This window comes from Kurthia sibirica, assembly GCF_003143975.1.
Classification (GTDB): domain Bacteria; phylum Bacillota; class Bacilli; order Bacillales_A; family Planococcaceae; genus Kurthia; species Kurthia sibirica.
In genome coordinates, this window is sequence record NZ_QFVR01000024.1 from 18476 (window position 1) to 42255 (window position 23780).

Genomic DNA, 23780 nt, shown 5'->3' on the forward strand with positions numbered 1-23780 from the left:
ATAGATATATTTTAAATCTTACCGATGCATTCAGCATAAAGGAGGTTACTGACGTGAAAATCAAACAGATTGATTCTTCATCCAACGCTTTCCGCTTCAAAAAGCCTAGAAAAGCTTTTACGCCATATGATTTCGCAAGTATTTTACATGATAAAGAGCAAAAATTACAAGGTGAGACATTTACTAGACGTCTTAAAAATGAAAAAGATAATAGGTGTGAACCTGAAATGAAATGATAAAGAAAAAATGGGCGATGAAAATATTTTATTTTCACCGTCCATCTTTATTATTTTAAAGCATCTGGCAGATTTTTTACGACTCCTTCAATAATTGTAAATGCCTGTTGATCTTTATTAATTTTTCGTTCATCGATCGTTAATACAAGTTTGCCGCCTTCCATTACAAAACCGACTGCACGTCCAAATTGCATCGAATCAGAAACTACTTTACCACCATCTAAGCGATTCGTTCCTTCTTCAGAAATTTCAATACGTATAATGCCTTTTTTCACTTTGATAGAATCCACACCAACAAGACGAGCCCATGCCTTCATGCGAGCTATGCGCATTAAAAGCTGTACTTCTGCTGGAATATCACCGAAACGATCGACTAATTCTTCATTAATCTCTAAATAATCTTCCTCTGTTTCAATCCCTTTAATGCGTTTATACATTTGGATTTTTTGATAACCATCCTGAATATAAGAATCTGGGATATAGGCATCATACGGTAATATAATCTCCACATCTTGTTCTTGTGATTTTTTCTTGCCTGTTTGTTTTTCGACAACTGCTTCTTCTAACATTTGAGAGTAAAGATCAAAACCAACAGAATCAATAAAGCCATGTTGTTGTGAACCAAGTAAATTACCAGCACCACGTATCGATAAATCGCGCATCGCAATTTTAAAGCCTGAACCTAGTTCCGTAAATTCTTTCACTGCTTGTAATCGTTGTTCTGCTACTTCTGTCAACACTTTATCACGTTGATACATAAAATAGGCATATGCAACACGATTCGAGCGACCAACACGTCCTCGTAGCTGATAGAGTTGTGATAAGCCCATACGATCGGCATTGTTGACGATCAATGTATTAACATTTGGAATATCCATGCCTGTTTCGATAATTGTCGTCGTAACGAGAACATCAAATTCGCCTTCTAAAAAGCCTAAAATAACGGACTCCAATTGCGTTTCCGTCATTTTACCATGTGCGTGCCCAATTCTTGCTTCCGGTACAAGCATTTGAATTTTATCGACTTCTTTTGCCATATCGTCGACACGGTTATGCAGATAAAAGACCTGACCACCACGAGCCATTTCACGTTCAATTGCTTCACGTACGAGCGCTCCATTATGTTCCATCACGTAAGTCTGTACTGGAAAGCGATTCGCTGGTGGGGTTTCAATAACCGATAAATCACGTACGCCGACCATCGACATATGCAGGGTTCTCGGAATTGGTGTGGCCGTTAGCGTTAAGACATCAACATTGGTTTTTAGTGATTTAATTTTTTCTTTATGTGTCACACCAAAACGTTGCTCTTCATCGACAATAAGTAAACCTAGGTCTTTGAAAACAACATCCTTCGATAGAATACGATGTGTGCCAATGACGATATCAACGGTTCCTGCTTGTAGTTGTTGTAATGTCTCCGTCTGTTGTTTTTTGGAACGGAAACGACTTAACAAGCCAATATTTACACCAATATCTTGGAAACGATTGGACAATGTTTCAAAATGTTGCTGAGCTAAAATAGTAGTTGGTACTAGGAAGGCCACTTGCTTACCATCAAGCACTGCTTTGTATGCTGCACGAATAGCAATTTCTGTTTTACCATATCCCACATCCCCACATACAAGTCGGTCCATTGGACGTTCTTTCTCCATATCAATTTTAACTTCTTCAATCGTGCGCAGTTGATCAACCGTTTCTTCATAAGGGAAGGCTTCTTCAAATTGACGCATATCGGCATCATCGGGTGAAAATGCATATCCTTTTGCAGCTTCTCGCTCTGCATAGAGCTTGATTAGATCATCGGCAATATCTTGTACCGCCGCAGATACTTTACTCTTCGTACGTTTCCATTCCACGCCACCTAATTTATGCAATTTAGGTTCTCGATCTTCCGAACCAACATATTTTTGGATTAGATCGATTTGATCAACAGGTACAAATAATTTATCATCTGCACGATATCGAATATTTAAGTAGTCTTTGAAATGACCATTCATTTCCAATGTTTCAATTCCTAAATATTTACCAATACCATGGTGAACATGCACAACATAATCGCCTGGTTTAATTTCTGTATAGCTTTTAATTCTTTCGGCATTTGTCATTGTTTTTGGACGAGATTTTTTCTTCGGTTGTTGTTTGAATAATTCTTCCTCGGTCACAACCGCAACATGTTGCATAGGCATTTCAAAACCGCTATTCAACTTACCTTCCATCGCAAATACACCAATACCATTCGGCTCGCCTAATTGAATTTGAATATCATAATCGTTAAGTAAATTTTGCATTTGACCGAGTCGTTCGGCATCTTCCGTTATAAAGAGTACTGTGAATTTCTCTGATTTCCAACGTTCAATTTCTGCTTTTAACAGGGTCATTTGACCATGAAAACGTTGCATTGGCTTGCAAGAGAAACTTGTAATCTCAGTGAACTTAATGCCGCTAAAACTTCGAGCAAATAGTGAGAAAAATATTTTTCGTTGTTCGACATTCTCTACTATTTCTTTAAAGCTATAAGAAGGCTTCACACTATGGACAAGTTTCCCTTCTGCAATTAATTCAAGCGTCCAATCTTTTTCTTCCTTATCCCAAGCTTCCATTACTTCTTGAATACGACTTAATTCCTCAAAAATAACAATGCCTTTTTTATCAAAATAATCTCCTATAAAAGCTGGTTTTTCATACAATAATGAGCCATAGCGATTGATAAAATCTGGTAGTTCACCTTGCTGTAACATAGCGATATCTGCTTGAATATTTTCTATTAATGACATTTTCACATCGTCTGTTCGTACTTTTTTCAAACTATCAGCTAGACCATGCTCTAATCGTAAGGCCAATTCTTGACGCATAGTAGTCGTTAAGACAACCTCCGCTGCTGGCAAGATTGTTAACGATTCGAGCTTCGCTATTGAGCGTTGATTGTCTGCTGAAAATGTACGAATAGAATCGACTTCTGTGTCAAATAACTCCAAGCGTACAGGTTCATCAAAATAAGGGGGATATAAATCAATGATACCACCGCGCACAGCAAATTCACCTGGTGTTGTCACCATGCCGTTACGTACATATCCCATCGTTACAAGTTGCTGTAACAACTGTTCAATATCCAAATCTTGTCCGACTTTAATTGCCACACGCAATGACATCCACTGTTCTTTTGGAGCCATAATTTTACGCATCCCTGCTGACGGAATAATATAAATACCTCGGCGATCATGCAATAGATGATCCAATGTTTCAATACGTTGAGCACGTAACTCTGGACTCGCTACCGCCATATCTGCTGCAATAAATTCATCAGCTGGATAATAATGTACACTAGCTTCTCCTACTAGCTTCGATAAATCTTCATAGAGGCTTTGTGCTTGTAACATATTTGGAGCGACTACATAGATAGAAGCTGCTGTTTCTTCAAAAATCGTATCAATAAATGCTGATCTAGCGCTGCCAGATAAACCTGTTATAAGCTGACCTTGTTGTCCAGAATTGATAGCGGTCATCAATTGCTCGACATGCGAATCGCTCATTAACAATTTGCGCAATGTTTCCATGTCTTCCTCCTTGTTGTATACATACAATATAGAAAAAGGCCTTGGCATATAAAGTTGTGCCAAAGCTTTTTCTTATGAGTTAACCGTTATTTTTGGTTGAATTTATTCATCACTTCATTAAATGGTTTACTTAACCAGTATTCACAAGCGTCTGCTGCTTTGTGAAAAGCTTCTTCCAGCAGAGGCTGCTCATCTTTGGAAATGCGACTTAATACATAATCAGGTACTTTCATGCCCATAGGTGGACGGTCGATACCTAAACGAATGCGATTGAATTCTTGCGTACCTAAATGTTGGATTAATGATTTAATACCATTATGCCCACCTGCACTCCCTTTTTGGCGCAGACGTAACTTTCCTTTTTCAAGATCCATATCATCATAAATTACAACAATATCTTCAATATCAATGTCAAAGTAGTCCATTAAAGGGCGTACAGATTCACCAGATAAATTCATATACGTTAATGGCTTTAGGAGTACAACCTTACCTTCTGGACGATGTCCTGTACCATAGAGGCCATTAAATTTTGTCTGGTTTAATGCTATATTCCATTGACTCGCTAAAATATCAATTGTATCAAAACCAACATTGTGGTGTGTATGCTCATATTGTTTTCCTGGGTTACCCAGTCCTATAATTAGTTTCATGTTTTATAACTTCCTTTTCATTCACTCATCACAGCTATTTTACCATAGGATGAATTGAATTTAAAATAACTGTACTGAATGAAAGAAAGTGCTAAGCGAATGCTTAGCACTTTTGAAAATCTATATTATTATGCTTCCGAGTCTTTCAAAGCTGTTGGTTCTTGTTCATCTTCACCTGTGTCCGATTCAACTTCCGCTTCACCTAATGACGCCTCTAGCTCAGCTGCTGTAATCGGTGCAAGCACCGTCGCTAATACATAATCGTCCTCTTGAATAATTTCAAATTCAACAGTATCTCGAATATCTCCAACAGCAACTGATTCTCCAATTGCTAGATCGGCAATATTCACTTCGATTGAATCTGGCACTTTTTTCGGTTCGACTTTTAATAGCAACTCACGATTTGGCATTTGAAGTGAGCCACCTTCTTTTACACCGATTGGCTCTCCAACAACTTGAATTGGGACTTCAAGCTCAATTTTTTTATTCATATTTACCGCTAAGAAATCCAAGTGAATTAATTCACCTTTGACTGGATTTTTTTGAACTTCAGCTAACACCGCATTCACTTCGACACCGTCGACGCTTAATAGCATAACTGCGGTTCTACCATCTTCGCGTAGCGTTTTCTCGAAGTCTCTTTCATCAACAGCGATTGGTGTCGTGTCAATTTGGTACCCATAGACTACTGCAGGTACGTATCCTTCTTGTCTTAAAGATGCTATTTCTGAACGATGTTTTGTGTCGCGTTTTTTAGCATGTACTAAAATACTCATAAAAATATTTCCCCTTCCATATCTAAGTTTCACACTCTCTATCATACCCGAAATACAAAATAATCAAACGAAAAACCCAGGTTTATCCGTACTTAAAATCCTTTTTCATGATGATTTTCTTTGATATTGTCATAAAGAGTTCATCATTTATGCCCTATTAAACCGATATCTATAGGCTTTGTAAATTTAGTAGATACAATTTCACTTATACTATTTATCTTTTTGAGAAAAATAGCAAATAAATGCAAAAAGTCATCTATGCACGTATGCATAGATGACTTTTTTTATAGTGGACGCTATTGGGTGTGCTCAAAGCTTCTCCAATTGGCATGCTATGGATTAATCGAATAATTTAGATACTGATTTGTTTTCGTAAATACGTACGATTGCATCAGCAAGTAATTTTGATACAGATAATTGGTGAATTTTTGCGATTTTCTTCTCTTCTGGCAACTGAATAGAATCAGTGATTACTAACTCTTTAATCACTGATTGATCAATACGTTCAATAGCAGGACCTGAAAGAACTGGGTGTGTACATGAAGCATAAACTTCTTTTGCACCAGACTTCATAAGTGCCTCTGCACCGATTGTAATTGTACCAGCAGTATCGATAATATCGTCGATTAAGATACAAATTTTTCCTTCTACATTCCCTACGATATTCATAACTTCTGCTACGTTTGGTTTTGGACGACGTTTATCAATGATAGCAATTGGTGCTTTCAAACGTTCAGCCATTTTACGTGCACGAGTTACACCGCCGTGGTCAGGTGATACGACTACGATATCTTCTGAATTCCAACCTTTTTGGCTGAAGTAATCAGAGATAAGTGGAACACCAACAAGGTGATCGATTAAAATATCGAAGAAACCTTGGATTTGTGGTGCATGTAGATCAAGTAATACAACGCGAGTAGCGCCAGCAGTTTCTAGTAGATTTGCTACTAATTTAGCCGTAATTGGTTCACGTGAACGTGCTTTACGATCTTGACGAGCATAGCCATAATAAGGCATTACTACGTTTACTGTGCGTGCTGAAGCGCGTTTAACAGCATCGATCATAATTAATAACTCCATAAGATTTTCATTTACTGGAGCTGAAGTTGACTGCACGATGAACACGTCACAACCACGAATACTTTCCTCAATACTGATTTGAATTTCTCCATCACTGAAGTGTTTTACAGAACTTTTCCCTAATTCTACGCCCATTTCTTTCGCAATTGAAGCGGCTAGTGGTTCGTTAGAGTTTAAGGCAAAGATTTTTAATTTTGAGTTAGCATATTGATACGGCATGATGGCCTCCTGTTTGATAGTAATTATTTGATATTTAATTTGTTAACATAGTTTTCTTTATTCTCTTGACGAGAACGTCCAATGGCAAGTGCAAACTGAGGTACTTCTTTTGTAACGGTTGTGCCAGCTGCGATATATGTGTCCGCGCCTATTGTAATAGGTGCTACAAGATTTGAATTGCAGCCAACAAATGAACGATCACCAATAATCGTTTTGAATTTGTTTACGCCATCATAATTCACGGTAATTGTACCACAGCCGATATTCACAGCTTTGCCAATTTCAGCATCGCCTAAATACGTTAAATGAGAAGCTTTACTACCTTCACCTAATATTGTTTTTTTCAATTCTACGAAGTTACCCACTTTCGCCTTATTACCAACTTGAGAAGCCGGTCTAATATTAGCGAATGGTCCGACTGCTACATCTTCACCAACAGAACTTTGATCAACATTAGACGAATCTACTGTTGTACGGTCGCCAATTTGACTATCCGTAATACGACTGTTTGGCCCGATAATACAATCTTCTCCGATTATCGTGTTGCCTGATAATGTTACACCAGGTTGAATAATCGTATCTCTACCGATTTTCACGTCTACATCAATATATGTGTTATCAGGGTTGATAAACGATACGCCATTGCGCATATGACCTTCGTTAATACGACGGCGCATTGTCGCTTCTGCTTGAGATAAAGCGATGCGATCATTGACACCCAATGTTTCAGAAAAATCTTCTGAAGCAAAAGCAGAAACGATTTCACCCTGTTGTTGAAGAATTTCAATAACATCCGGTAAGTAATACTCACCTTGTGAATTGTCGTTCTTCACTAACTTTAACGTAGCGAATAAAGCTTTGTTGTCAAAGCAATATGTCCCTGTGTTAATTTCAGTTACTTGTTGTTGCTCATGAGAAGCATCTTTTTGCTCAACAATTTGCTCAACTTGACCATTTGCACCACGGATGATACGGCCGTAACCTGTAGGATTTCCAGCAATTGCAGTAAGGATTGTTGCCTTCGCATTTTGCTGTTTGTGATGCTCTAGTAACGCCTTCATTGTTTCTGGGCGAATCAATGGCGTGTCTCCACAAATAACCATTGTCGTACCCTCTAGGTCGCCTAGTAGTGGCTCAGCTTGTTGAACAGCGTGTGCAGTTCCAAGCTGTTCAGCTTGTAATACGTACTCGCTTTTTTCTCCAAGTTGATCCTTAACTTTTTCAGCGCCGTGCCCTACGATTGAAACTGTGCGTGCCACGTCTAATAATTGGACGTGATCTACGACATGCTCAACCATTGGTTTCCCACAAACCGGATGAAGAACTTTATATAATTTGGACTTCATACGCGTTCCTTGACCAGCAGCCAATACTACCGCATAAATATTCGTCATTTCGCAAGTCCTCCATTTAGCTGATTTTCTCTTATGACTATATAGCAAAATCTCACACTTTTCAAGGGGATAACACTTGACAAAGAGTCGTCATACAACTTATGATTAGAAATCTTTATCCTTTTTTAAGGCTTCAATACTTGCCACTACGCTTATCCACATCTTTTTCTTTCCCCAAAGACTTTTGCTCGTTCATAAAAAATTCATGTATTTTTAATTATTACGTGCATTTTTCGTACAACTTCTTTGACTTCTTCTATACTTTGCCCTTCATGTAATGATACACGAAAAAACTGTCGCACTTCATCGGGCGAATAGCCCATCGATAATACGGCTTTTGTACCATGTTCGTGTTGACTATCGCAAGCGCTCCCTGTAGAAATGAAAATTTGTTGCTCATTTAACTTCAACATCATTAATTGACCTTCTATGCCCTTTACCATCATACCTAAAATTCCTGGATACTGTGCAGCTTTATATTCTATAATATTCAAATTTAGAAGGGATGCTTCACTAGTAAAACACTTTCTAAGCAAGTGAAGATGTGCAAGGGCTTCCTCACTCAAACAATATTGCGCCGCAACAGCAAATGAACAAATAGCTGGGACATCTACTGTACCACCACGCAAACCACGTTCATGAGTCACACCGGGATAGAGTGGCTCCGTCGGACAATCAGGCGCAATATAAATTGCCCCGACTCCCTTTGGCCCACCAATTTTATGACTAGTGACTGTAACAGCATCCACCTGACTAGCTATCTGTTCCAAAGGTAATTTACAATACGCCTGTACGCAATCAACATGTAATTTTATATGATGTTTTTTTGCAAGTGCAGCAATCGCCTCAATCGGTTGTATAATACCGGTTTCTGAATTGATATATTGAATCGATATGAGCGCTGTATCCAATTGAATTGCTGATGCTAACTTTTCAATGTCAATTATACCCACATCAGTCAAGGGTATGCGGCTAATTGAATAATATTGTCTTTCCAATGCATTCATCGCGGCATGAACAGAGGTATGTTCCGCTACAGATGTAATAATATGCTTCCCTTTTTGAGCAAGCGCAATCGACATAATCGCAACAATATTGCCCTCTGTGCCACCACTTGTAAAATAAATTCCCTCTGCACTGACACCCAGTGATTGCGCAATCATTTTGCGTGATTGTTCTAGTACTTGCTTCGCATGCCCTCCACAGTCATGTAAACTAGACGAATTGCCGTAATAATCGGTTGCAATCCGATGATACATAGCCAATGCCTCTTTTGTCATTGGTGTTGTTGCTGCATAGTCCATATACATTCACTTTACCTCTTTCATTTAAATTTTTATTGACCAGTTGTTTTATGTTCTATTCTATGTAATTATATGTGACAAGACAACTGTAAAGTTATTGTGTATATTTGAATAGGCTATTCCTTAGCAACATCACAGCTTTACAACACACTAAACTTTCCATGCCTTTTAAACGATAGCTATTGCTATCTAAACAGACATTACATGTTAGCTGTTCCGAGTTAGCTTCAGGGAGGTCATACTGCCGTAATCACTCTTTTAAACGCCCGATCAATGAGATGGTGACAGCTAGTAGTTTTCAACTAATCATCTTTTTGATAGCAAAAAAGGGAGTATTACTGGCAAACAACTGAGCCTCTTGCCCAAGTATCAAGTGGTGCACATCTATTCGCAACGACCACATAACAGATGATATACCATGACAATCAGTTATTTTTATCCCGCAACAAAATACTATGATCCAAAGGAGGGACTAGCATGAACTTGCTCAAGCTAAAAGAAATGATGACACAGTTTTTACTGGAGGATATTGGCGATCGTGATATTTCTGCTGATACATTATTTACACCTGATATGATAGGAGAATTTACGATATATGCAAAAGAACACGGTGTTTATTGTGGGCAGTCTATTATAGATTGCGGATTTTTATTATTGCACCCAACGATGATCATTACTCATTTCATACAAGATGGACAATCTATACAGTCAGGCGATAAAATCGCGATGATTACTGGACCAATTACATACTTATTAAGTGGTGAACGCGTCATATTAAATTTGATTCAACGACTATCTGCTATTTCAACGCTTACAGCATATGCAGTTGCACAAACAACAAACACAACGACCCGTATTTGTGATACGCGAAAAACCACACCGGGTCTTCGCTTATTAGAAAAATATGCTGTGCGTGTGGGCGGTGGTTTTAATCATCGCAACGGCTTATACGATTGTGTCATGCTAAAAGATAATCATATTTCATTTGCCGGTAGCATTACGGAAGCTGTCCAAGCAATATCAAATCGTATCGGTCATACAGTGAAAATCGAAGTTGAAGTTGAAACGAAACAACAACTATTAGAAGCGGTATCAGCTGGTGTCGATATTATTATGTTAGACAATCGTTCACCGGAAGAAATTCGTCTTTGGCAGCCACTTATTCCCGCATCCATTATTACAGAAGTTTCTGGTGGCATTACGCTAGCAACAATTCCTCACTATGCACAACTCGGTGTTGACTGGATTTCACTTGGTGCACTCACACACAGTGTACGATCACTTAATATGAGCGCTAGCGTAAGATTAAAGGAGGTTTCACATTGATGAGTCTACTACAAGGGGTTCATGCACTGCCACAAGAATATCGACAATTAAGCGTTAAAGAAATGACGCAACGGATTTGGACGATTAAAGAAAAATCAGGTGCAAAATTATTCATTCCTGGCCATCATTATCAACGAGATGAAGTGATTCAATTTGCCGATGTAACCGGTGATTCGCTTCAACTAGCTCAACTTTGCGCAGCGAACACGGAAGCACGACATATTGTCTTTTGTGGCGTACACTTTATGGCAGAAACGGCTGACATGCTAACGACTAATGACCAACATGTCTATTTACCAGATATGCGTGCTGGCTGCTCAATGGCCGATATGGCGACGATTCATCAAACAGAACAAGCGTGGATTAGCTTACAGCAACTGTTTGGTGATACATTACTACCGCTCACCTACGTCAATTCAACAGCAGCGATAAAAAAATTTACGGGCTATCATGGTGGCGCCTGCTTAACATCATCTAATGCTAAACAAATGATGCAATGGGCTCTCGCAAAAAAACAACGCCTATTTTTTTTACCCGATCAACATCTCGGTAGAAATACCGCTTTTGAACTTGGTATTCCATTACACGCAATGGCCATATGGGACCCACTCGCAAAAAAACTGATCTACGAAGGCGAGCTGGACAAAATTGTTATCATATTATGGCAAGGGCATTGTTCTGTTCACGAAGGTTTTACGCTGCAGAATATCGCAACCCAACGACAGGAAGATCATGCTATAAATATTATTGTACATCCTGAATGTAGCCATGAGGTTGTTCAAGCAGCTGACTTTTCTGGTTCAACAAAATATATAATTGATACGATTAAAAATTCAGCTGTTGGCAGTGCATGGGCAATCGGTACAGAGATGAATTTAGTTAAGCGATTAATCGCTACGTATAGCGATCGCAAAATTGTCTCATTGAATGCTACCATGTGCCCCTGTTTAACGATGAATCGCATCGATCTGCCACATCTATTATGGCAACTCGAGTCCATATTAGCAGATGCTGGGCATAATCAGATAACCGTCGATGATGCCACAAAAAAAGATGCTATTTTATCACTTGACCGCATGTTAGCTACTCGATAATGTCAATAAAAAAAGAGCCTTCCTATTTTAAAGGGGCTCTTTTCTTATGTATTAAACCTCTGTTCCTGTTTGTGCTTCATCGATTACGACAGCTTCTTCCTCACTTGATTCTTCATAAGCCTTTAATACCGACTCTTGAATTTTCGTTCGTGTACCAGAATTAATCGGGTGTGCAATATCACGGAATTCACCATCCGGCGTGCGTTTACTTGGCATTGCTACAAATAATCCAGTATTTCCATCGATTACACGTATATCGTGTACAACAAACTCGTTGTCTAGAGTGATGGAAGCGATTGCTCGCATGCGTCCGTCAGTTTGAACCCGACGTAGTCTAACATCTGTTACTTCCATTTTTTCACCCCCCCCTCTTCTCAGCTGCAAATATAACTCTATCCTACCTAATTAATTCTTCAAATATTACCCAATTCCTTCTTTATTCTTAAATTATTTTCAATTTTTTGAAATATTATTATGTTGTGAATTGAAAGTGATAATTTCTCCATATTTAATACTTGTTCATGCGATATTTTTAATACTAAACGTCTATTTCAAATTCGGTCATGACAAAAAAATCCCATGTCATTGAGATCTATTCAATGACATGGGATTTATATATTTTTTATTTAATTAGTGCAATAACTTCTATTTCTACTTGTGAATCTTTTGGTAAGCGTGCTACTTCAACTGCGCTTCGAGCTGGCTTATGCGTACCAAAATAGGAAGCATATACTTCGTTCATTGCTACGAAATCATTCATATCTGCCATGAAAACAGTTGTTTTCACAACTTGTTCCAATGAAGAACCCGCTTCTGCCAATACAGCTTTAAGATTTTCGAATACTTGAGTTGTTTGTGCAACAATATCGCCCTCAACCATAACACCTTCCGCAGTTAGAGGAATTTGTCCTGAGCTATAAAACATATTATTGACAACCATACCTTGTACATAAGGCCCAATTGCTGCTGGTGCTTTTTTAGTGTCTACGATTTTCATTCTTCATTTCCACCCTTCGAAAAGTAATTGCCCTCAGTTAATTCAATTGTGCGATCTTTTTCGTTCACTTCTTTTAGTTTCACTAGAGAGAAATAATCCGATACAAGTCTTTCGTCCGGATGTTCAGCCTCAACAAGCACCGCGCACCCAACTAATGTACAATCAAATTCTTCAATCAAGTTTTTCATACCATTCATCGTGCCGCCAACCTTCATGAAATCATCGGTAATGAGCACACGTTGACCACTCTTCATTGAGCGTTTTGATAAGACCATCGTTTGGATGCGTCGCGAAGAACCTGATACATAGTTAATGCTGACAGTTGAGCCCTCAGTAACTTTGTTATCGCGTCTAACAACTACAACTGGCACATTTAAATGTCTAGCGATGGCATGGGCAATCGAAATACCTTTTGTTGCTACTGTCATAATAACATCGATTTTCTGATCGCAAAATGCAGAGGCAAAAACCTTACCAATTCGGTTCATCAACTCTGGATTGCCCAGTAAATCTGTCATAAACAAATAGCCGCCCGGTAACAATCGATCCGAATGACCAAGCTCTAATTTTAATTCATTTATTATTGAAACAACTGCACTATCCGGCACTTTTGGGATATATTTCACTCCGCCTGCTGCGCCAGGAACCGTTACTAAAAGTCCGATTCCTCTATCTTCAAACGTTTCTTTTACAATTGATAAATCTTCACTGATTGAAGATTTAGCAGATTGATAAGAATCGGCAAAGAACGTTAGTGGGATTAGCTGCTGCGGATGTTCCATTAAATAATGCGTCATATCTACAAGACGCTCACTGCGCTTCCATTTCATGTAATCCACTCCTAAACCCGAATATTATATACAAAATCTACCACAAACATACGCATTCAATCAAGAGAATACCTTTCACCTAACATACGCACTGCGTAAACTTCATCGCAAAAGCCACGAAGTCCGTTGACAATTCTAGTCGTGCGCGCCTCATTTGAAACGAACCCAAAGACCGTTGGACCACTGCCACTCATCAACACTGCATCAGCACCAAAGCGTTTCATTTGCTCTTTAATACTCGATACTTCTGGGTGTAATCCAAGCGTAACGCTTTCTAATACATTTCCTAAATTACGGCACATTTTTTCATAATCATTTTCTGCAATTGCTTCAAGCATTTTGGCTGTTTGTGGATGCTCAACTTGATCGAGCTCCAAACCACCATATACCGCTGCTGTCGATACACCAATTGTCGGTTTTGCCAACACGACCCAACAGTTTGGTGGTGCTGCAATATGTTCAATTTTTTCACCACGCCCACGCGCGATCGCTGTGCCCCCATATACGCAGTAAGGGACATCAGAGCCGATTTTCGCTCCCAGCTCCGCTAAGTCATCTGGTGTCAATTGAAGCTGCCACAGCTCATTTAAACCCTTTAAAGTACCTGCTGCATCACTGCTACCTCCAGCAAGTCCAGCTGCTATCGGTATTTGCTTATCAATGGTAATCGATACTCCGTATTTTATATCATAAGTGTCCTTTAGCAATTGTGCTGCTTGATAAGCCAAATTGCGTTGGTCATCCGGTACAAAATTATTTGAAGATTGGATCAAAATTTGACCATCTTGTCTATTCTCTAAACCGATACGATCTGCCAAATCAACGGTTGTCATAATCATTTCAACCTCATGGTAGCCATCCGGTCTTTTGCTTAATACATCTAATGTTAAGTTAATCTTTGCAGGCGCCTTTACATAAAGCATATGAAGATCCTCCACTTCTATCCTTGTTGCGAATTTCGCTCAGTTAATCACTGCTTTATATTTTAGCATACATCACTTAAATAGGAGATAGTAAACAATTACAAATGGGCAAACAAAAAACACCCATTATGAAATGGTTAGCAATTGCTAATGTCTCTCATAAGAGTGTTCAAAAAATTGATATAATGATTAGGAATTAATCGATTGCGATTGCTTCTCTTTTTTCATCATCAAAAGTAATTTCTACTGCTTCTGTAAGAATATCTGCATAACTGTACGAAACGCGTTCAAAGGCGTTCTCATCTTGATCTAAATCAACTACAAATACAGCGCGATATGTTTCACGTAACGTTCCAGCGCGCTCAATCGTTTTCTTGCGACCACCGTTTGCTTTTAAATTCAGACGTTTACCTAAATGACAATCTAACGACTTTTTAATGTCAGCTAAAGTTTTTGGCATTTTCGCTACACCTCACTAAACCATAGTATAACAAAAAAATGGCAATCTGTCAATATACAAATAAATATTTTAACAATCCATCATAGTGATGTCAATTGATTTTCATGGGAAAATGCATATTTTTTTAAATTATTTAAAAATCGGTAGTAAAACGTCTGCTAATTTGCCAAATTCTTCTATAGATAGCGTTTCACCACGTCTTCTTGGGTCGATATCAATTGACGCAAGAGCAGTCAAAATTTCTTCTTTTCTTGATTTTCCAAGTGGTAATTGTGACTGTAAGTTATTCAATAATGTTTTACGACGTTGTGAAAATGCTGCCTTCGTAATTTGGAAGAAGAATTTTTCATCTTTTACGACAACAGGTGGTTGTTCATGACGTGTTAAACGCAATACAGCAGAATCGACATTTGGTTGTGGCATAAAGACTGTATTCGGTACAGACATCACTACTTCTGCACGCATATAATATTGTACGGCAATCGATAATGAACCATATGCTTTCGTACTTGGTTTAGCTGAGATACGATCTGCTACTTCTTTTTGCATCATCACAACCATTGCACGAATCGATAAGCCTTCCATTAGGAGTTTCATTAGAATTGGTGTCGTTACGTAATAGGGTAAATTAGCGACCACGACAATATCTTTATAATCCGATAATTTCTCAGCAATCACCGTTGCAACGTCTGCTTTTAAAATATCTGAATGAATAACATCGATATTATCATATGGCGATAGCGTATCTTCTAAAACCGGTAAGAGACGTTGATCGATTTCAAATGATACAACCTTACCTGCTTCACGTGCTAAGTGTTCCGTTAAAGCACCAATTCCTGGTCCAACTTCAATTGCTGCACTATCTTTTGTTAAATCAGCATGACTTACAATATTACGTAAAACATTTGGATCGATTAAAAAGTTTTGTCCTAAGCTCTTTTTAAATGAAAAACCATATTTTTTTAAAATTTCCTTCGTTCTAATCGGTGTTGCGATATCTTTATGCATGTTCTTCCTCCTGGTTAATCAGTGCAATTGCTGCACCAAATTGTTGTGCTGTGATTTGAAACATATTTAAACGCTTCACAAGTTGCTTACCATTCGTTGAGCCGATATTTAATAGCTCTCCTAAACGCTCTCGACGTTTTTTCGCCGATGTATGAGACAGCAATCTTGCATCAATTAAATCATCTAATGTAATTTGCGATTGAAAGTTAGTTTCATCGCTCGAATAAACATTTTCAAGCGCGCTGCGAATATCATCTGCTTTGGCATGCTCAATTCCTAAGCTTTTTCCATTTTTAGCAATGGTTTTTTTCTTTGGTAAAAACGCATGCTTTACCGCAGGAATATGCTGCTCAATAATTGCACGGATACGTCGACCTGGGTAATCTGGGTCTGTAAAAACAATTACGCCCCTCACCTCTTGTGCATGTCGTATACGCTCGATACATTCTGCTGAAATAGCAGAGCCATTTGTTTCGATTGTATCTGCTTCTAAAGCATTGTGAATCGCTGTAGTATCATCTTTACCCTCGACAACAATAATCTCTTTTATTTTCACGGACTTCAAATCCTCTTTTCATTCTTGTTTACAATATTCCTATTATACATGAATTTACTTCATAATAAAAAGCTTCTTCCCTTATACCCGAGAAGAAGCTTTTCTATAGCTGTTTATAAAATTGTAATTTTAACTGTGCGACGACCCCAATTTAACGCGGCACGTTTTGATGATTTAAAGACGTCAATACGCTTACCACGGATTGCGCCACCTTTATCTCCAGCGATCGCTACACCATAGCCTTGTACATATACTTTTGAACCAAGTGGAATAACCATTGGATCAACAGCAATTACTTTTTTGTTTTGGTTTTTCTTCGAGCGTAAGTTGATGCCCGTAGCAGTCACACCAGAACAACCAGCACAATAAGCTGTGTATGCAGTAGATGTTACATACATTGTACGTCCGTTGCTATAGTTTGCACTAGCAGCTTTCGTTGTACGTTTTAAATACTTTGATGATACATAGCCTTTTTTGCCTTTATAAGACACTTTATACCAACTACCTTTTTTGCTCAAATACGTTACAGATGCATTTCTAGGTAGTGTTTTAATTTTCTTGTATTTAGTGCTTGGGCCAGTACGCATATTCAGCGTAGCTGTTGTTTTATATTTTTTTGCAGCCACTGTTGCTACTTTTTCACCTGCAAAGCGGTTTGCATATTGTTCTTCTTTTGAAGCTTCAACCTTCACTTCTGTTTTACTTGCCTGTTCATTAGTTGTAGTGCTAAAAATTGTAGCTACTACAAACGCAATCATAAGTGATAATGTTGAAATCAACATAACACCCTTAGAATTTTTAAATGATTCCGGGAACAGTTTTTTCATGGGAATTTTTGACATGAAAAATACCTCCTTATTCACTCGTTGGATTATAAAGACTCTTTTTTGGACTGTCAACATATGAATATTTTCCTAAAATTAACAAATCCTATTGTATCAATACTTCCAAGAGTTCATAAAAATAGGACTTTTTACTTAATTTTATAAAATAAGGTATATGCATTTTCAGTCGTTTGTTTTGCGACTTCCTCAACTGTAATATCCTTTAACCGTGCGATTTCAGCTGCAATTAATGGAATGTGACTCGGCTCGTTTCTTTTACCTCTAAATGGGTGCGGTGTAAGATAAGGAGCGTCCGTTTCTAACATAATGTATTTTAGTGGGATTTCTGTCGCTACTTTTTTGGGCATTTTAGCGTTTTTAAAAGTAACCGGTCCACCAAGACTAATTATAAAATTCAATTTCTCTATACATACTTCGGCTATTTCTACGCTGCTACTAAAACTATGCATTACGCCGCCAACTTCCTCCGCGTGTTCCTCCATGAGAATGCGAACACAATCATCCGTTGCATCACGATTGTGGATGACGATTGGTAGTTTGACACGCTTAGCAAGTGCAATCTGTTTGCGAAAAACCTCTTGTTGAATTTCCTTCGGTGATTTATCCCAATGGTAGTCCAAGCCTGTTTCGCCTATTGCGACAACCTTCGGATGATTTGCCAATTCTTCAATCCAGCGTAAATCTTCATCCGTACAATCAACTGCATCAACTGGATGCCAGCCAATTGCTGCATACAAAAAGTCATACTGTGCTATAAGCTCCATTGCTTTTTCAATTGTCGGGCGATCAAAACCGACGACAATCATTTTTTTCACATCTGCTTCAAGCGCTCTTGTAATTACCTCTTGTAAATCTTCGTTGTACTGTTCTGCGTTTAAGTGAACATGTGTGTCCATAAACATCATAGTATTTCGCCTCACTTCTTTATATTTTATAGATTTTAATATTTCATAGATATCCTTAATATTACAGAAATATTACAGATATTATATTTACTCCAAATAAATTTATCAATATAATCTATTTCTCTTAAAAAAGTACTAAAATTACCCATTAATACATGTCATATCATTCAAGAATAATTATTTAACTATTACTTTTCTAATGAAATAAATTAATAAATATATTTTTTCTATTTACTTTTTAAGGTTATTTTCCTTTATACATTAAGAAAAACACACAATAAGGGAAAAGAAGGCTTCACTCAAACGAATGAGGAGCCTTCTTTTTTTAGCATATTATTTAACTTTTGCGCCATTGGCAAGTTTTTCATCTACGGTAGCAAGAACTAATACATCATCTTTACTGCCAGCTAAAATCATTCCTTGCGACAATTCGCCACGTAATTTAACCGGTTTTAAATTGGCTACTACAATAACTTTACGGCCAATTAACTCTTCTGCCTTATAAAACTTAGCGATACCAGACACAACTTGACGTTGTTCATACCCAAGATCCACTTGTAGTTTTAATAATTTATCTGCTTTTGGTATTTTCTCACAAGCTGTGACTGTCGCAACTCGTAAATCCACTTTTAAGAAATCATCGATAGTAATTTCTGGAAGTTCTTCTTCAAAATCAGTTTGTTCTATAGTAGGCTCTTGTTCTGTTTTTACTGAACCACGCATTTGTTCACGAATATACTCAATTTCCACTTCATTATCCAGACGTGGGAAAATTGGAATACCTTTTTCAATAACTTTTGTACCTGCTGGGATAACAGCTGGTTCACGCAAAGTATTCCAAGTAAGGAAGGCTTCTGATAACCCAAGTTGACGTGCGATTTCAATCGGTGATTGTGTCATAAACGGTTGTAATAACACGGCCACACGACGTAAATTTTCTGCAAGATTATGCATAACTGCGGCAAGTTGGGGTTTTAATGCTTCATCTTTTGCCAGAACCCATGGTGATGTTTCATCTATATATTTATTGGTTCTAGAAATTAATGCCCAAACATCTGATAATACAGCACTAAATTGCATTTCATCCATATTTGCTTCATATTTTGCAATCGTATCTTCTGCTTGTGCTTGTAACAAAGCATCAAATTCAGTTGCTTGTAGGTCACTCGTTGGAATAACACCATCAAAATACTTATTCATCATTGAAATTGTACGATTCAATAGATTACCTAAATCATTAGCTAAATCAAAATTCGTACGTTCAACAAATGAATCTGGTGCAAAGACGCCATCTTGACCGAATGGTAATTCACGTAATAAGAAATAACGCGTAGCATCTAAACCATAACGTTCAATTAACATTTCAGGATAAACAACATTGCCCTTAGACTTAGACATTTTGCCATCCTTCATCATAATAAAACCATGTGCAAATACTTTTTTCGGTAGTGGCAAATCTAATGCCATCAAGAAAATTGGCCAGTAAATTGTATGGAATCGAACAATATCTTTGCCGACTACTTGGACATCAGCAGGCCAATATTTTTCGAAATCACCTTTTTCGTTCATTGGATAACCTAAAGTCGTAATATAATTCGTTAACGCATCCACCCACACATAAATTACATGTTTTGGATCTCCAGGTACTTTAATACCCCAATCAAATGAAGTACGCGACACTGATAAATCTTCTAAACCAGGCTTAATAAAATTATTAATCATTTCATTTTTGCGTGACTCCGGTTTAATGAAATCTGGATGTTCATTGTAATAGGCAAGTAAGCGATCTGAATATTTTTTCATATTAAAGAAATAAGATTCTTCTTTTACTGTATGAACCGGGCGACCACAATCTGGACAGTTGCCATTTTCAACCTGTGCTTCAGTAAAGAACGATTCACATGGTGTGCAATATAAACCTTCATATTGACCTTTGTAAATATCACCGTTGTCTAAGAATTTTTGGAAAATCTTTTCGACAGCAGCTGTGTGACGTTCTTCAGTAGTTTGAACGAAATCGTCATAAGAGATATCCATGAGTGACCAAAGTTTTTTCGCTGACTCTGCAATCTCATCAACATATAATTTTGGCTCCATGTTTGCCTCTTGTGCTTTTTCTTGAATTTTTTGACCATGTTCGTCTAATCCTGTTTGGAATCGAACATCATAACCACGTAAACGTTTGTATCTTGCCATAGCATCCGATGCAACCGTTGTATAGGCTGTACCAATATGGAATCGACCACTCGGATAATAAATTGGTGTTGTTATATAGAACGTTTTCTTTTCGTTATTCATGAAAACTGCCTCCATTACTAAATTTGTCTACCTTTTATTCTATAGAAGTAAGCATATGCTTTCAATTATATAATATTTTATTTTTAAATTTGTCTATTTTTGTCGAAAAATAAACCTCGAATTCAAAATACTATTTCAAGCGTGAAAACTGTATAATTAAACAGCTTTTGGCTATTTAAATCAATTTTATATGCTAAAATAACTTGTTTACTACCTATTTTTTCAAAAAATCTTTTATAAATGTCAACAATATTAATTGACGTTTATGTCATTAGTTGGTATGATAATCCACAGACGAAGAATATATGTCGAAATTTGACGAAATAAAATATAAATCACACTAATATAGGAGGTAGATTATATATGAAATCTACAGGTATTGTACGTAAAGTTGACGAATTAGGTCGCGTAGTTATTCCAATCGAATTACGCCGCACATTAGGTATTGCAGAAAAAGACGCTTTAGAAATTTACGTGGATGATGACAAAATCATCTTGAAAAAATATTTACCAAACATGACTTGTGTCGTAACTGGTGAAGTTTCGGATGACAACTTCCGTCTTGCTGGCGGTAACTTAATCCTTAGCCCAGAAGGCGCACAAATCTTAGTTAAAGAAATCCAAGCTAAAACAGGCAAATAATCTTCAACCGGGATTATTATGCACACTATTTACCCAAACCTATACCTTGTTTTTCCGATGTAATTTAAAATAGTAAACCCCTCGTATACTTCGCCGTATCGAGGGGTTCTTTTTATACATAAAAAGAACGGCTCTGTGTCAAATGTTGGGGTGAATGAAATTGGATTTTCAATTTCATTCACCTTTTTCATTTAGCCCAGATGTAAACCAACTTCTTTATACTTTAATGTTAGTAAGATCTTCGCTCTAAATCGCTCAAATCGTTTATAACCATATACATGTCGTTTCATTACTTTCGTTTTGTTATTAATACCTTCTAAAAAGCCATTCGAATTTTTGGCCCAATCAAACCATTTTAAATGGTTCATTTTTTGTATGCGATCATCATGTACTTTCGAAGTAATGGACTGACAAACTGGACAAATATGTGAACGCTTCGGCATTTCTATAAAAAGAGCATACTTGCCCTCGATTTCTTCAACTTTTGTGACTAAAACATCTTTTAATCCTGGAATAGTCATGATGGACTTCATATAGCACAGCTCACCTTTCTACTCTTACTTATTATGCAGCATTTTAAGTATAGAAGATTGGGTGAACCTGTGCTTTTTTCTGTCTATTTTTAGGTATGTTCATCATGATTAAAAGAAATGACGAGGACTCCTGCCGAAAAACAAGTAGTAAGCAATCGCTATTTCTAATTGTCTAAAACATGAATTGTTTTAATACCCCAACATATAATAGAACCAAAAGAACATACCTAGCAATGATGTCCACTAAGTATGCTCTATTTTATTCTACGTGATATTGTTGATAGACGTCTCGCTTTGGAATACTGCGGCTTTTCGCAGCTTCCTTAATCGCTTCTTTTGAGGATAACCCTTGTTGCTCAATCAATTGATCCACATGTTCAACAATGGATAAGTCATTCCACCATTCCACTTCTTCTTCCTGTTCTTCTTGAGTTCCTTCTATCACAATAACGAACTCTCCACGAATTTCATTGGAATTCGCCCATTCGATTGCATCTTCTGTTGTACCACGTAAGAATTCTTCAAACTTCTTCGTCAACTCACGTGCTAAAACGATGTGGCGATCACCTAAAATTGTGAGCATATCTTTTAATGTATCTTTAATACGATGAGGTGCTTCATAAAGTAAAATCGTTTCTTGACGTTTTTTCAAACTTTCCAAACCTTCTCGACGATCTTTTTTATTACGGCTTAAAAACCCATGAAAGTAAAATGGTTGCGTAGTCATTCCTGAAGCAATTAATGCAGTAATCGCTGCATTAGCACCCGGTATTGGCACAACAGCAAAACCTTCAGCAATTGCTTTCATTGCAATATCAGCACCAGGGTCAGAAATTGCTGGTAAACCAGCGTCACTCACTAGTGCTATGCTTTTGCCATCGCGTAACATCTGCAAAAGTTTTTCTCCACCCTGTTCTTGATTATGGTCATGATAACTTGTCAAAGGTGTGTCTATATCAAAATAATTACACAATCTCATCGTATTTCGTGTATCTTCAGCAGCAATAATATCCGATTCTTTTAAAATACGGATTGCACGCATCGTCATATCTTCTAAATTGCCGATTGGTGTCGCTACAAGATACAAGCAAGCACCATTTTCATATTTGCTACTCATCTGCGCTTGAATCATTGGCCATCCTTCTTTCTTCTATATAATTAAGCTTCTGTTGACGTGTTTTCTTTTTAAAAAAGAATTCTGCCGACATCGCCTCTTCCTTCGTTGCAAAAACCTCAAAATATAGACAAATCACCGGCAAACGGCCACGTGTATATTTTGCGCCTTTACCACGATTATGCGTATTTAAACGTTTCTTCAAATCATTTGTATACCCCGTATATAATGAATGATCCTGACAGCTAAGTACATACATCACATGTTCTTTATTGTTGTCCATAAAGCATTTCATAAACTTCTGTGGTATATTCACCATTTTCATCATACACATAAAGTGGCGGCAAAATTTTCAAATCTGGTTTACCATCTTTAATTCCTTCTATTAATAATGTATTCGCTTCTTTACCATTTTTAGGATAAACAAATTGAATACGCTTTGGTTCGATTCGATTGGCACGCATCGCTGTTACGATATCTAGTAATCGTCCTGGACGATGGACAAACGCAGCCTTGCCACCTTGTTTTAATAATTTACCCGTCGTATAAATCATTTCATCTAACTTTAAATAGATTTCATGGCGCGCAATTGCCATATGCTCTTTCAAGTTTTTGTCACTTGCTTCATGCGCTAAAAAATAGGGTGGATTACATGTAACAACATCATGTTTTTCAACACCTAGATTGCTAGAAATCGTTTTAACATCACCTTGTATAATCGTAATTTGTTCGTCTAATTTATTATATTGAACGCTACGTTCTGCCATATCTACAAGACGTTCTTGCAATTCAACTGCTGTAATTTTCGCCTTTGTTCTTGCACTCAAAAACAATGGAATTGCACCGTTTCCAGCACAAAGATCTACGATACTTCCCTTATGATGCGGTATATTCACAAATCGTGACAGTAAGACAGCATCTAAGGAAAAGGAAAAGACTGATGGACTTTGAATAATACGAAGATCTTCCGCTAGTAAATAGTCCAATCTTTCATCATCTTTTAACCATTTTTCCACTAGTAAAACACCTCCGA

Annotated in this window: 24 protein-coding genes; 4 read left to right on the forward strand and 20 right to left on the reverse strand. The window is 37.5% G+C overall.

Features of this window, described 5'->3' with window-relative positions:
- The first annotated feature begins 53 nt into the window (after window positions 1–53).
- Entirely contained in the window at window positions 54–236 is a 183-nt protein-coding gene (locus DEX24_RS14250; protein ID WP_109307088.1) for a hypothetical protein, read from the forward strand.
- 50 nt (window positions 237–286) lie between these two features.
- On the opposite strand, the gene mfd is transcribed toward DEX24_RS14250, so the two are convergent.
- The 6 genes from mfd to DEX24_RS14280 form a co-directional block, all read right to left on the reverse strand.
- Window positions 287–3793 carry a transcription-repair coupling factor gene (gene mfd / locus DEX24_RS14255; RefSeq protein ID WP_109307089.1) on the reverse strand — a complete coding sequence of 1169 codons (3507 nt, stop codon included), beginning with the start codon at window positions 3791–3793 and terminating at the stop codon, window positions 287–289.
- 86 nt (window positions 3794–3879) lie between these two features.
- Window positions 3880–4443, reverse strand: a complete 564-nt coding sequence (gene pth, locus DEX24_RS14260; protein WP_109307090.1) for an aminoacyl-tRNA hydrolase — start codon at window positions 4441–4443, stop codon at window positions 3880–3882.
- A 128-nt stretch (window positions 4444–4571) separates the two neighbouring features.
- Window positions 4572–5219, reverse strand: a complete 648-nt coding sequence (locus DEX24_RS14265) for a 50S ribosomal protein L25/general stress protein Ctc (RefSeq protein ID WP_109307091.1) — start codon at window positions 5217–5219, stop codon at window positions 4572–4574.
- Window positions 5220–5558: 339 nt separating this feature from the next.
- Window positions 5559–6518, reverse strand: a complete 960-nt coding sequence (locus DEX24_RS14270; RefSeq protein WP_109307092.1) for a ribose-phosphate diphosphokinase — start codon at window positions 6516–6518, stop codon at window positions 5559–5561.
- 23 nt (window positions 6519–6541) lie between these two features.
- The gene (gene glmU, locus DEX24_RS14275) at window positions 6542–7912 is read right to left on the reverse strand and encodes a bifunctional UDP-N-acetylglucosamine diphosphorylase/glucosamine-1-phosphate N-acetyltransferase GlmU (protein ID WP_109307093.1); all 1371 of its coding nucleotides are present in this window, start codon (window positions 7910–7912) and stop codon (window positions 6542–6544) included.
- Window positions 7913–8115: 203 nt separating this feature from the next.
- Window positions 8116–9222, reverse strand: coding sequence for an IscS subfamily cysteine desulfurase (locus DEX24_RS14280; protein WP_246131456.1), 1107 nt, complete (start codon window positions 9220–9222; stop codon window positions 8116–8118).
- A 471-nt stretch (window positions 9223–9693) separates the two neighbouring features.
- Between DEX24_RS14280 and nadC the strand changes: the two genes are divergently transcribed.
- Both nadC and nadA read left to right on the forward strand, forming a co-directional pair.
- Window positions 9694–10542, forward strand: a complete 849-nt coding sequence (gene nadC / locus DEX24_RS14285) for a carboxylating nicotinate-nucleotide diphosphorylase (protein WP_109307094.1) — start codon at window positions 9694–9696, stop codon at window positions 10540–10542.
- Window positions 10542–11636, forward strand: coding sequence for a quinolinate synthase NadA (nadA, locus tag DEX24_RS14290; protein WP_109307095.1), 1095 nt, complete (start codon window positions 10542–10544; stop codon window positions 11634–11636). The genes nadC and nadA overlap by 1 nt, the downstream gene beginning before the upstream one ends.
- 51 nt (window positions 11637–11687) lie before the next feature.
- Here the strand turns inward: nadA and spoVG are convergent, their stop codons facing one another.
- The 10 genes from spoVG to metG all read right to left on the reverse strand — a co-directional run bounded on the left by spoVG (window position 11688) and on the right by metG (window position 20458).
- Window positions 11688–11990, reverse strand: coding sequence for a septation regulator SpoVG (gene spoVG, locus DEX24_RS14295; protein ID WP_109307096.1), 303 nt, complete (start codon window positions 11988–11990; stop codon window positions 11688–11690).
- A gap of 268 nt (window positions 11991–12258) precedes the next feature.
- Entirely contained in the window at window positions 12259–12633 is a 375-nt protein-coding gene (locus DEX24_RS14300; protein ID WP_109307097.1) for a RidA family protein, read from the reverse strand.
- Window positions 12630–13463 (reverse strand): pur operon repressor, encoded by an 834-nt coding sequence (gene purR / locus DEX24_RS14305; protein WP_109307098.1) that lies wholly within the window; start codon window positions 13461–13463, stop codon window positions 12630–12632. Before purR ends, DEX24_RS14300 begins: the two co-directional genes overlap by 4 nt.
- A gap of 56 nt (window positions 13464–13519) precedes the next feature.
- Window positions 13520–14386: a 4-(cytidine 5'-diphospho)-2-C-methyl-D-erythritol kinase gene (gene ispE, locus DEX24_RS14310; RefSeq protein WP_109307099.1), complete on the reverse strand. Its 867-nt coding sequence runs from the start codon at window positions 14384–14386 to the stop codon at window positions 13520–13522.
- 196 nt (window positions 14387–14582) lie between these two features.
- Entirely contained in the window at window positions 14583–14846 is a 264-nt protein-coding gene (veg, locus tag DEX24_RS14315; RefSeq protein ID WP_109307100.1) for a biofilm formation stimulator Veg, read from the reverse strand.
- A gap of 129 nt (window positions 14847–14975) precedes the next feature.
- The gene (gene rsmA / locus DEX24_RS14320; RefSeq protein WP_109307101.1) at window positions 14976–15854 is read right to left on the reverse strand and encodes a 16S rRNA (adenine(1518)-N(6)/adenine(1519)-N(6))-dimethyltransferase RsmA; all 879 of its coding nucleotides are present in this window, start codon (window positions 15852–15854) and stop codon (window positions 14976–14978) included.
- Window positions 15847–16410, reverse strand: a complete 564-nt coding sequence (gene rnmV, locus DEX24_RS14325) for a ribonuclease M5 (RefSeq protein WP_109307102.1) — start codon at window positions 16408–16410, stop codon at window positions 15847–15849. The genes rsmA and rnmV overlap by 8 nt, the downstream gene beginning before the upstream one ends.
- 113 nt (window positions 16411–16523) lie before the next feature.
- Window positions 16524–17252 (reverse strand): 3D domain-containing protein, encoded by a 729-nt coding sequence (locus tag DEX24_RS17785; protein ID WP_109307103.1) that lies wholly within the window; start codon window positions 17250–17252, stop codon window positions 16524–16526.
- Between the two features lie 131 nt (window positions 17253–17383).
- Window positions 17384–18157 carry a TatD family hydrolase gene (locus DEX24_RS14335; RefSeq protein WP_109307122.1) on the reverse strand — a complete coding sequence of 258 codons (774 nt, stop codon included), beginning with the start codon at window positions 18155–18157 and terminating at the stop codon, window positions 17384–17386.
- A gap of 336 nt (window positions 18158–18493) precedes the next feature.
- Window positions 18494–20458: a methionine--tRNA ligase gene (metG, locus tag DEX24_RS14340; RefSeq protein WP_109307104.1), complete on the reverse strand. Its 1965-nt coding sequence runs from the start codon at window positions 20456–20458 to the stop codon at window positions 18494–18496.
- Between the two features lie 363 nt (window positions 20459–20821).
- Here metG and abrB point away from each other — a divergent pair, with 363 nt between their 5' ends.
- A complete protein-coding gene (abrB, locus tag DEX24_RS14345) occupies window positions 20822–21100 on the forward strand; it encodes a transition state genes transcriptional regulator AbrB (RefSeq protein ID WP_109307105.1) in 279 nt (92 codons plus the stop codon).
- 191 nt (window positions 21101–21291) lie between these two features.
- On the opposite strand, the gene DEX24_RS17730 is transcribed toward abrB, so the two are convergent.
- The 4 genes from DEX24_RS17730 to DEX24_RS14365 form a co-directional block, all read right to left on the reverse strand.
- The gene (locus DEX24_RS17730) at window positions 21292–21633 is read right to left on the reverse strand and encodes a transposase (protein ID WP_109307106.1); all 342 of its coding nucleotides are present in this window, start codon (window positions 21631–21633) and stop codon (window positions 21292–21294) included.
- Window positions 21634–21892: 259 nt separating this feature from the next.
- Entirely contained in the window at window positions 21893–22762 is an 870-nt protein-coding gene (gene rsmI, locus DEX24_RS14355) for a 16S rRNA (cytidine(1402)-2'-O)-methyltransferase (RefSeq protein ID WP_109307123.1), read from the reverse strand.
- Window positions 22743–23030, reverse strand: coding sequence for a GIY-YIG nuclease family protein (locus tag DEX24_RS14360; RefSeq protein WP_109307107.1), 288 nt, complete (start codon window positions 23028–23030; stop codon window positions 22743–22745). The genes rsmI and DEX24_RS14360 overlap by 20 nt, the downstream gene beginning before the upstream one ends.
- A complete protein-coding gene (locus tag DEX24_RS14365; RefSeq protein WP_109307108.1) occupies window positions 23017–23763 on the reverse strand; it encodes a tRNA1(Val) (adenine(37)-N6)-methyltransferase in 747 nt (248 codons plus the stop codon). Before DEX24_RS14365 ends, DEX24_RS14360 begins: the two co-directional genes overlap by 14 nt.
- Window positions 23764–23780 lie beyond the last annotated feature (17 nt).

Bases quoted from the DNA above. Each gene is read 5' to 3' on its own strand.
- mfd (WP_109307089.1), bottom strand. From the start codon at position 3,793: ATGGAAACATTGCGCAAATTGTTAATGAGCGATTCGCATGTCGAGCAA.
- pth (WP_109307090.1), bottom strand. From the start codon at position 4,443: ATGAAACTAATTATAGGACTGGGTAACCCAGGAAAACAATATGAGCAT.
- DEX24_RS14265 (WP_109307091.1), bottom strand. From the start codon at position 5,219: ATGAGTATTTTAGTACATGCTAAAAAACGCGACACAAAACATCGTTCA.
- DEX24_RS14270 (WP_109307092.1), bottom strand. From the start codon at position 6,518: ATGCCGTATCAATATGCTAACTCAAAATTAAAAATCTTTGCCTTAAAC.
- glmU (WP_109307093.1), bottom strand. From the start codon at position 7,912: ATGACGAATATTTATGCGGTAGTATTGGCTGCTGGTCAAGGAACGCGT.
- DEX24_RS14280 (WP_246131456.1), bottom strand. From the start codon at position 9,222: ATGTATATGGACTATGCAGCAACAACACCAATGACAAAAGAGGCATTG.
- nadC (WP_109307094.1), top strand. From the start codon at position 9,694: ATGAACTTGCTCAAGCTAAAAGAAATGATGACACAGTTTTTACTGGAG.
- nadA (WP_109307095.1), top strand. From the start codon at position 10,542: ATGAGTCTACTACAAGGGGTTCATGCACTGCCACAAGAATATCGACAA.
- spoVG (WP_109307096.1), bottom strand. From the start codon at position 11,990: ATGGAAGTAACAGATGTTAGACTACGTCGGGTTCAAACTGACGGACGC.
- DEX24_RS14300 (WP_109307097.1), bottom strand. From the start codon at position 12,633: ATGAAAATCGTAGACACTAAAAAAGCACCAGCAGCAATTGGGCCTTAT.
- purR (WP_109307098.1), bottom strand. From the start codon at position 13,463: ATGAAATGGAAGCGCAGTGAGCGTCTTGTAGATATGACGCATTATTTA.
- ispE (WP_109307099.1), bottom strand. From the start codon at position 14,386: ATGCTTTATGTAAAGGCGCCTGCAAAGATTAACTTAACATTAGATGTA.
- veg (WP_109307100.1), bottom strand. From the start codon at position 14,846: ATGCCAAAAACTTTAGCTGACATTAAAAAGTCGTTAGATTGTCATTTA.
- rsmA (WP_109307101.1), bottom strand. From the start codon at position 15,854: ATGCATAAAGATATCGCAACACCGATTAGAACGAAGGAAATTTTAAAA.
- DEX24_RS17785 (WP_109307103.1), bottom strand. From the start codon at position 17,252: ATGTCAAAAATTCCCATGAAAAAACTGTTCCCGGAATCATTTAAAAAT.
- DEX24_RS14335 (WP_109307122.1), bottom strand. From the start codon at position 18,157: ATGTTTATGGACACACATGTTCACTTAAACGCAGAACAGTACAACGAA.
- metG (WP_109307104.1), bottom strand. From the start codon at position 20,458: ATGAATAACGAAAAGAAAACGTTCTATATAACAACACCAATTTATTAT.
- abrB (WP_109307105.1), top strand. From the start codon at position 20,822: ATGAAATCTACAGGTATTGTACGTAAAGTTGACGAATTAGGTCGCGTA.
- DEX24_RS17730 (WP_109307106.1), bottom strand. From the start codon at position 21,633: ATGAAGTCCATCATGACTATTCCAGGATTAAAAGATGTTTTAGTCACA.
- DEX24_RS14360 (WP_109307107.1), bottom strand. From the start codon at position 23,030: ATGGACAACAATAAAGAACATGTGATGTATGTACTTAGCTGTCAGGAT.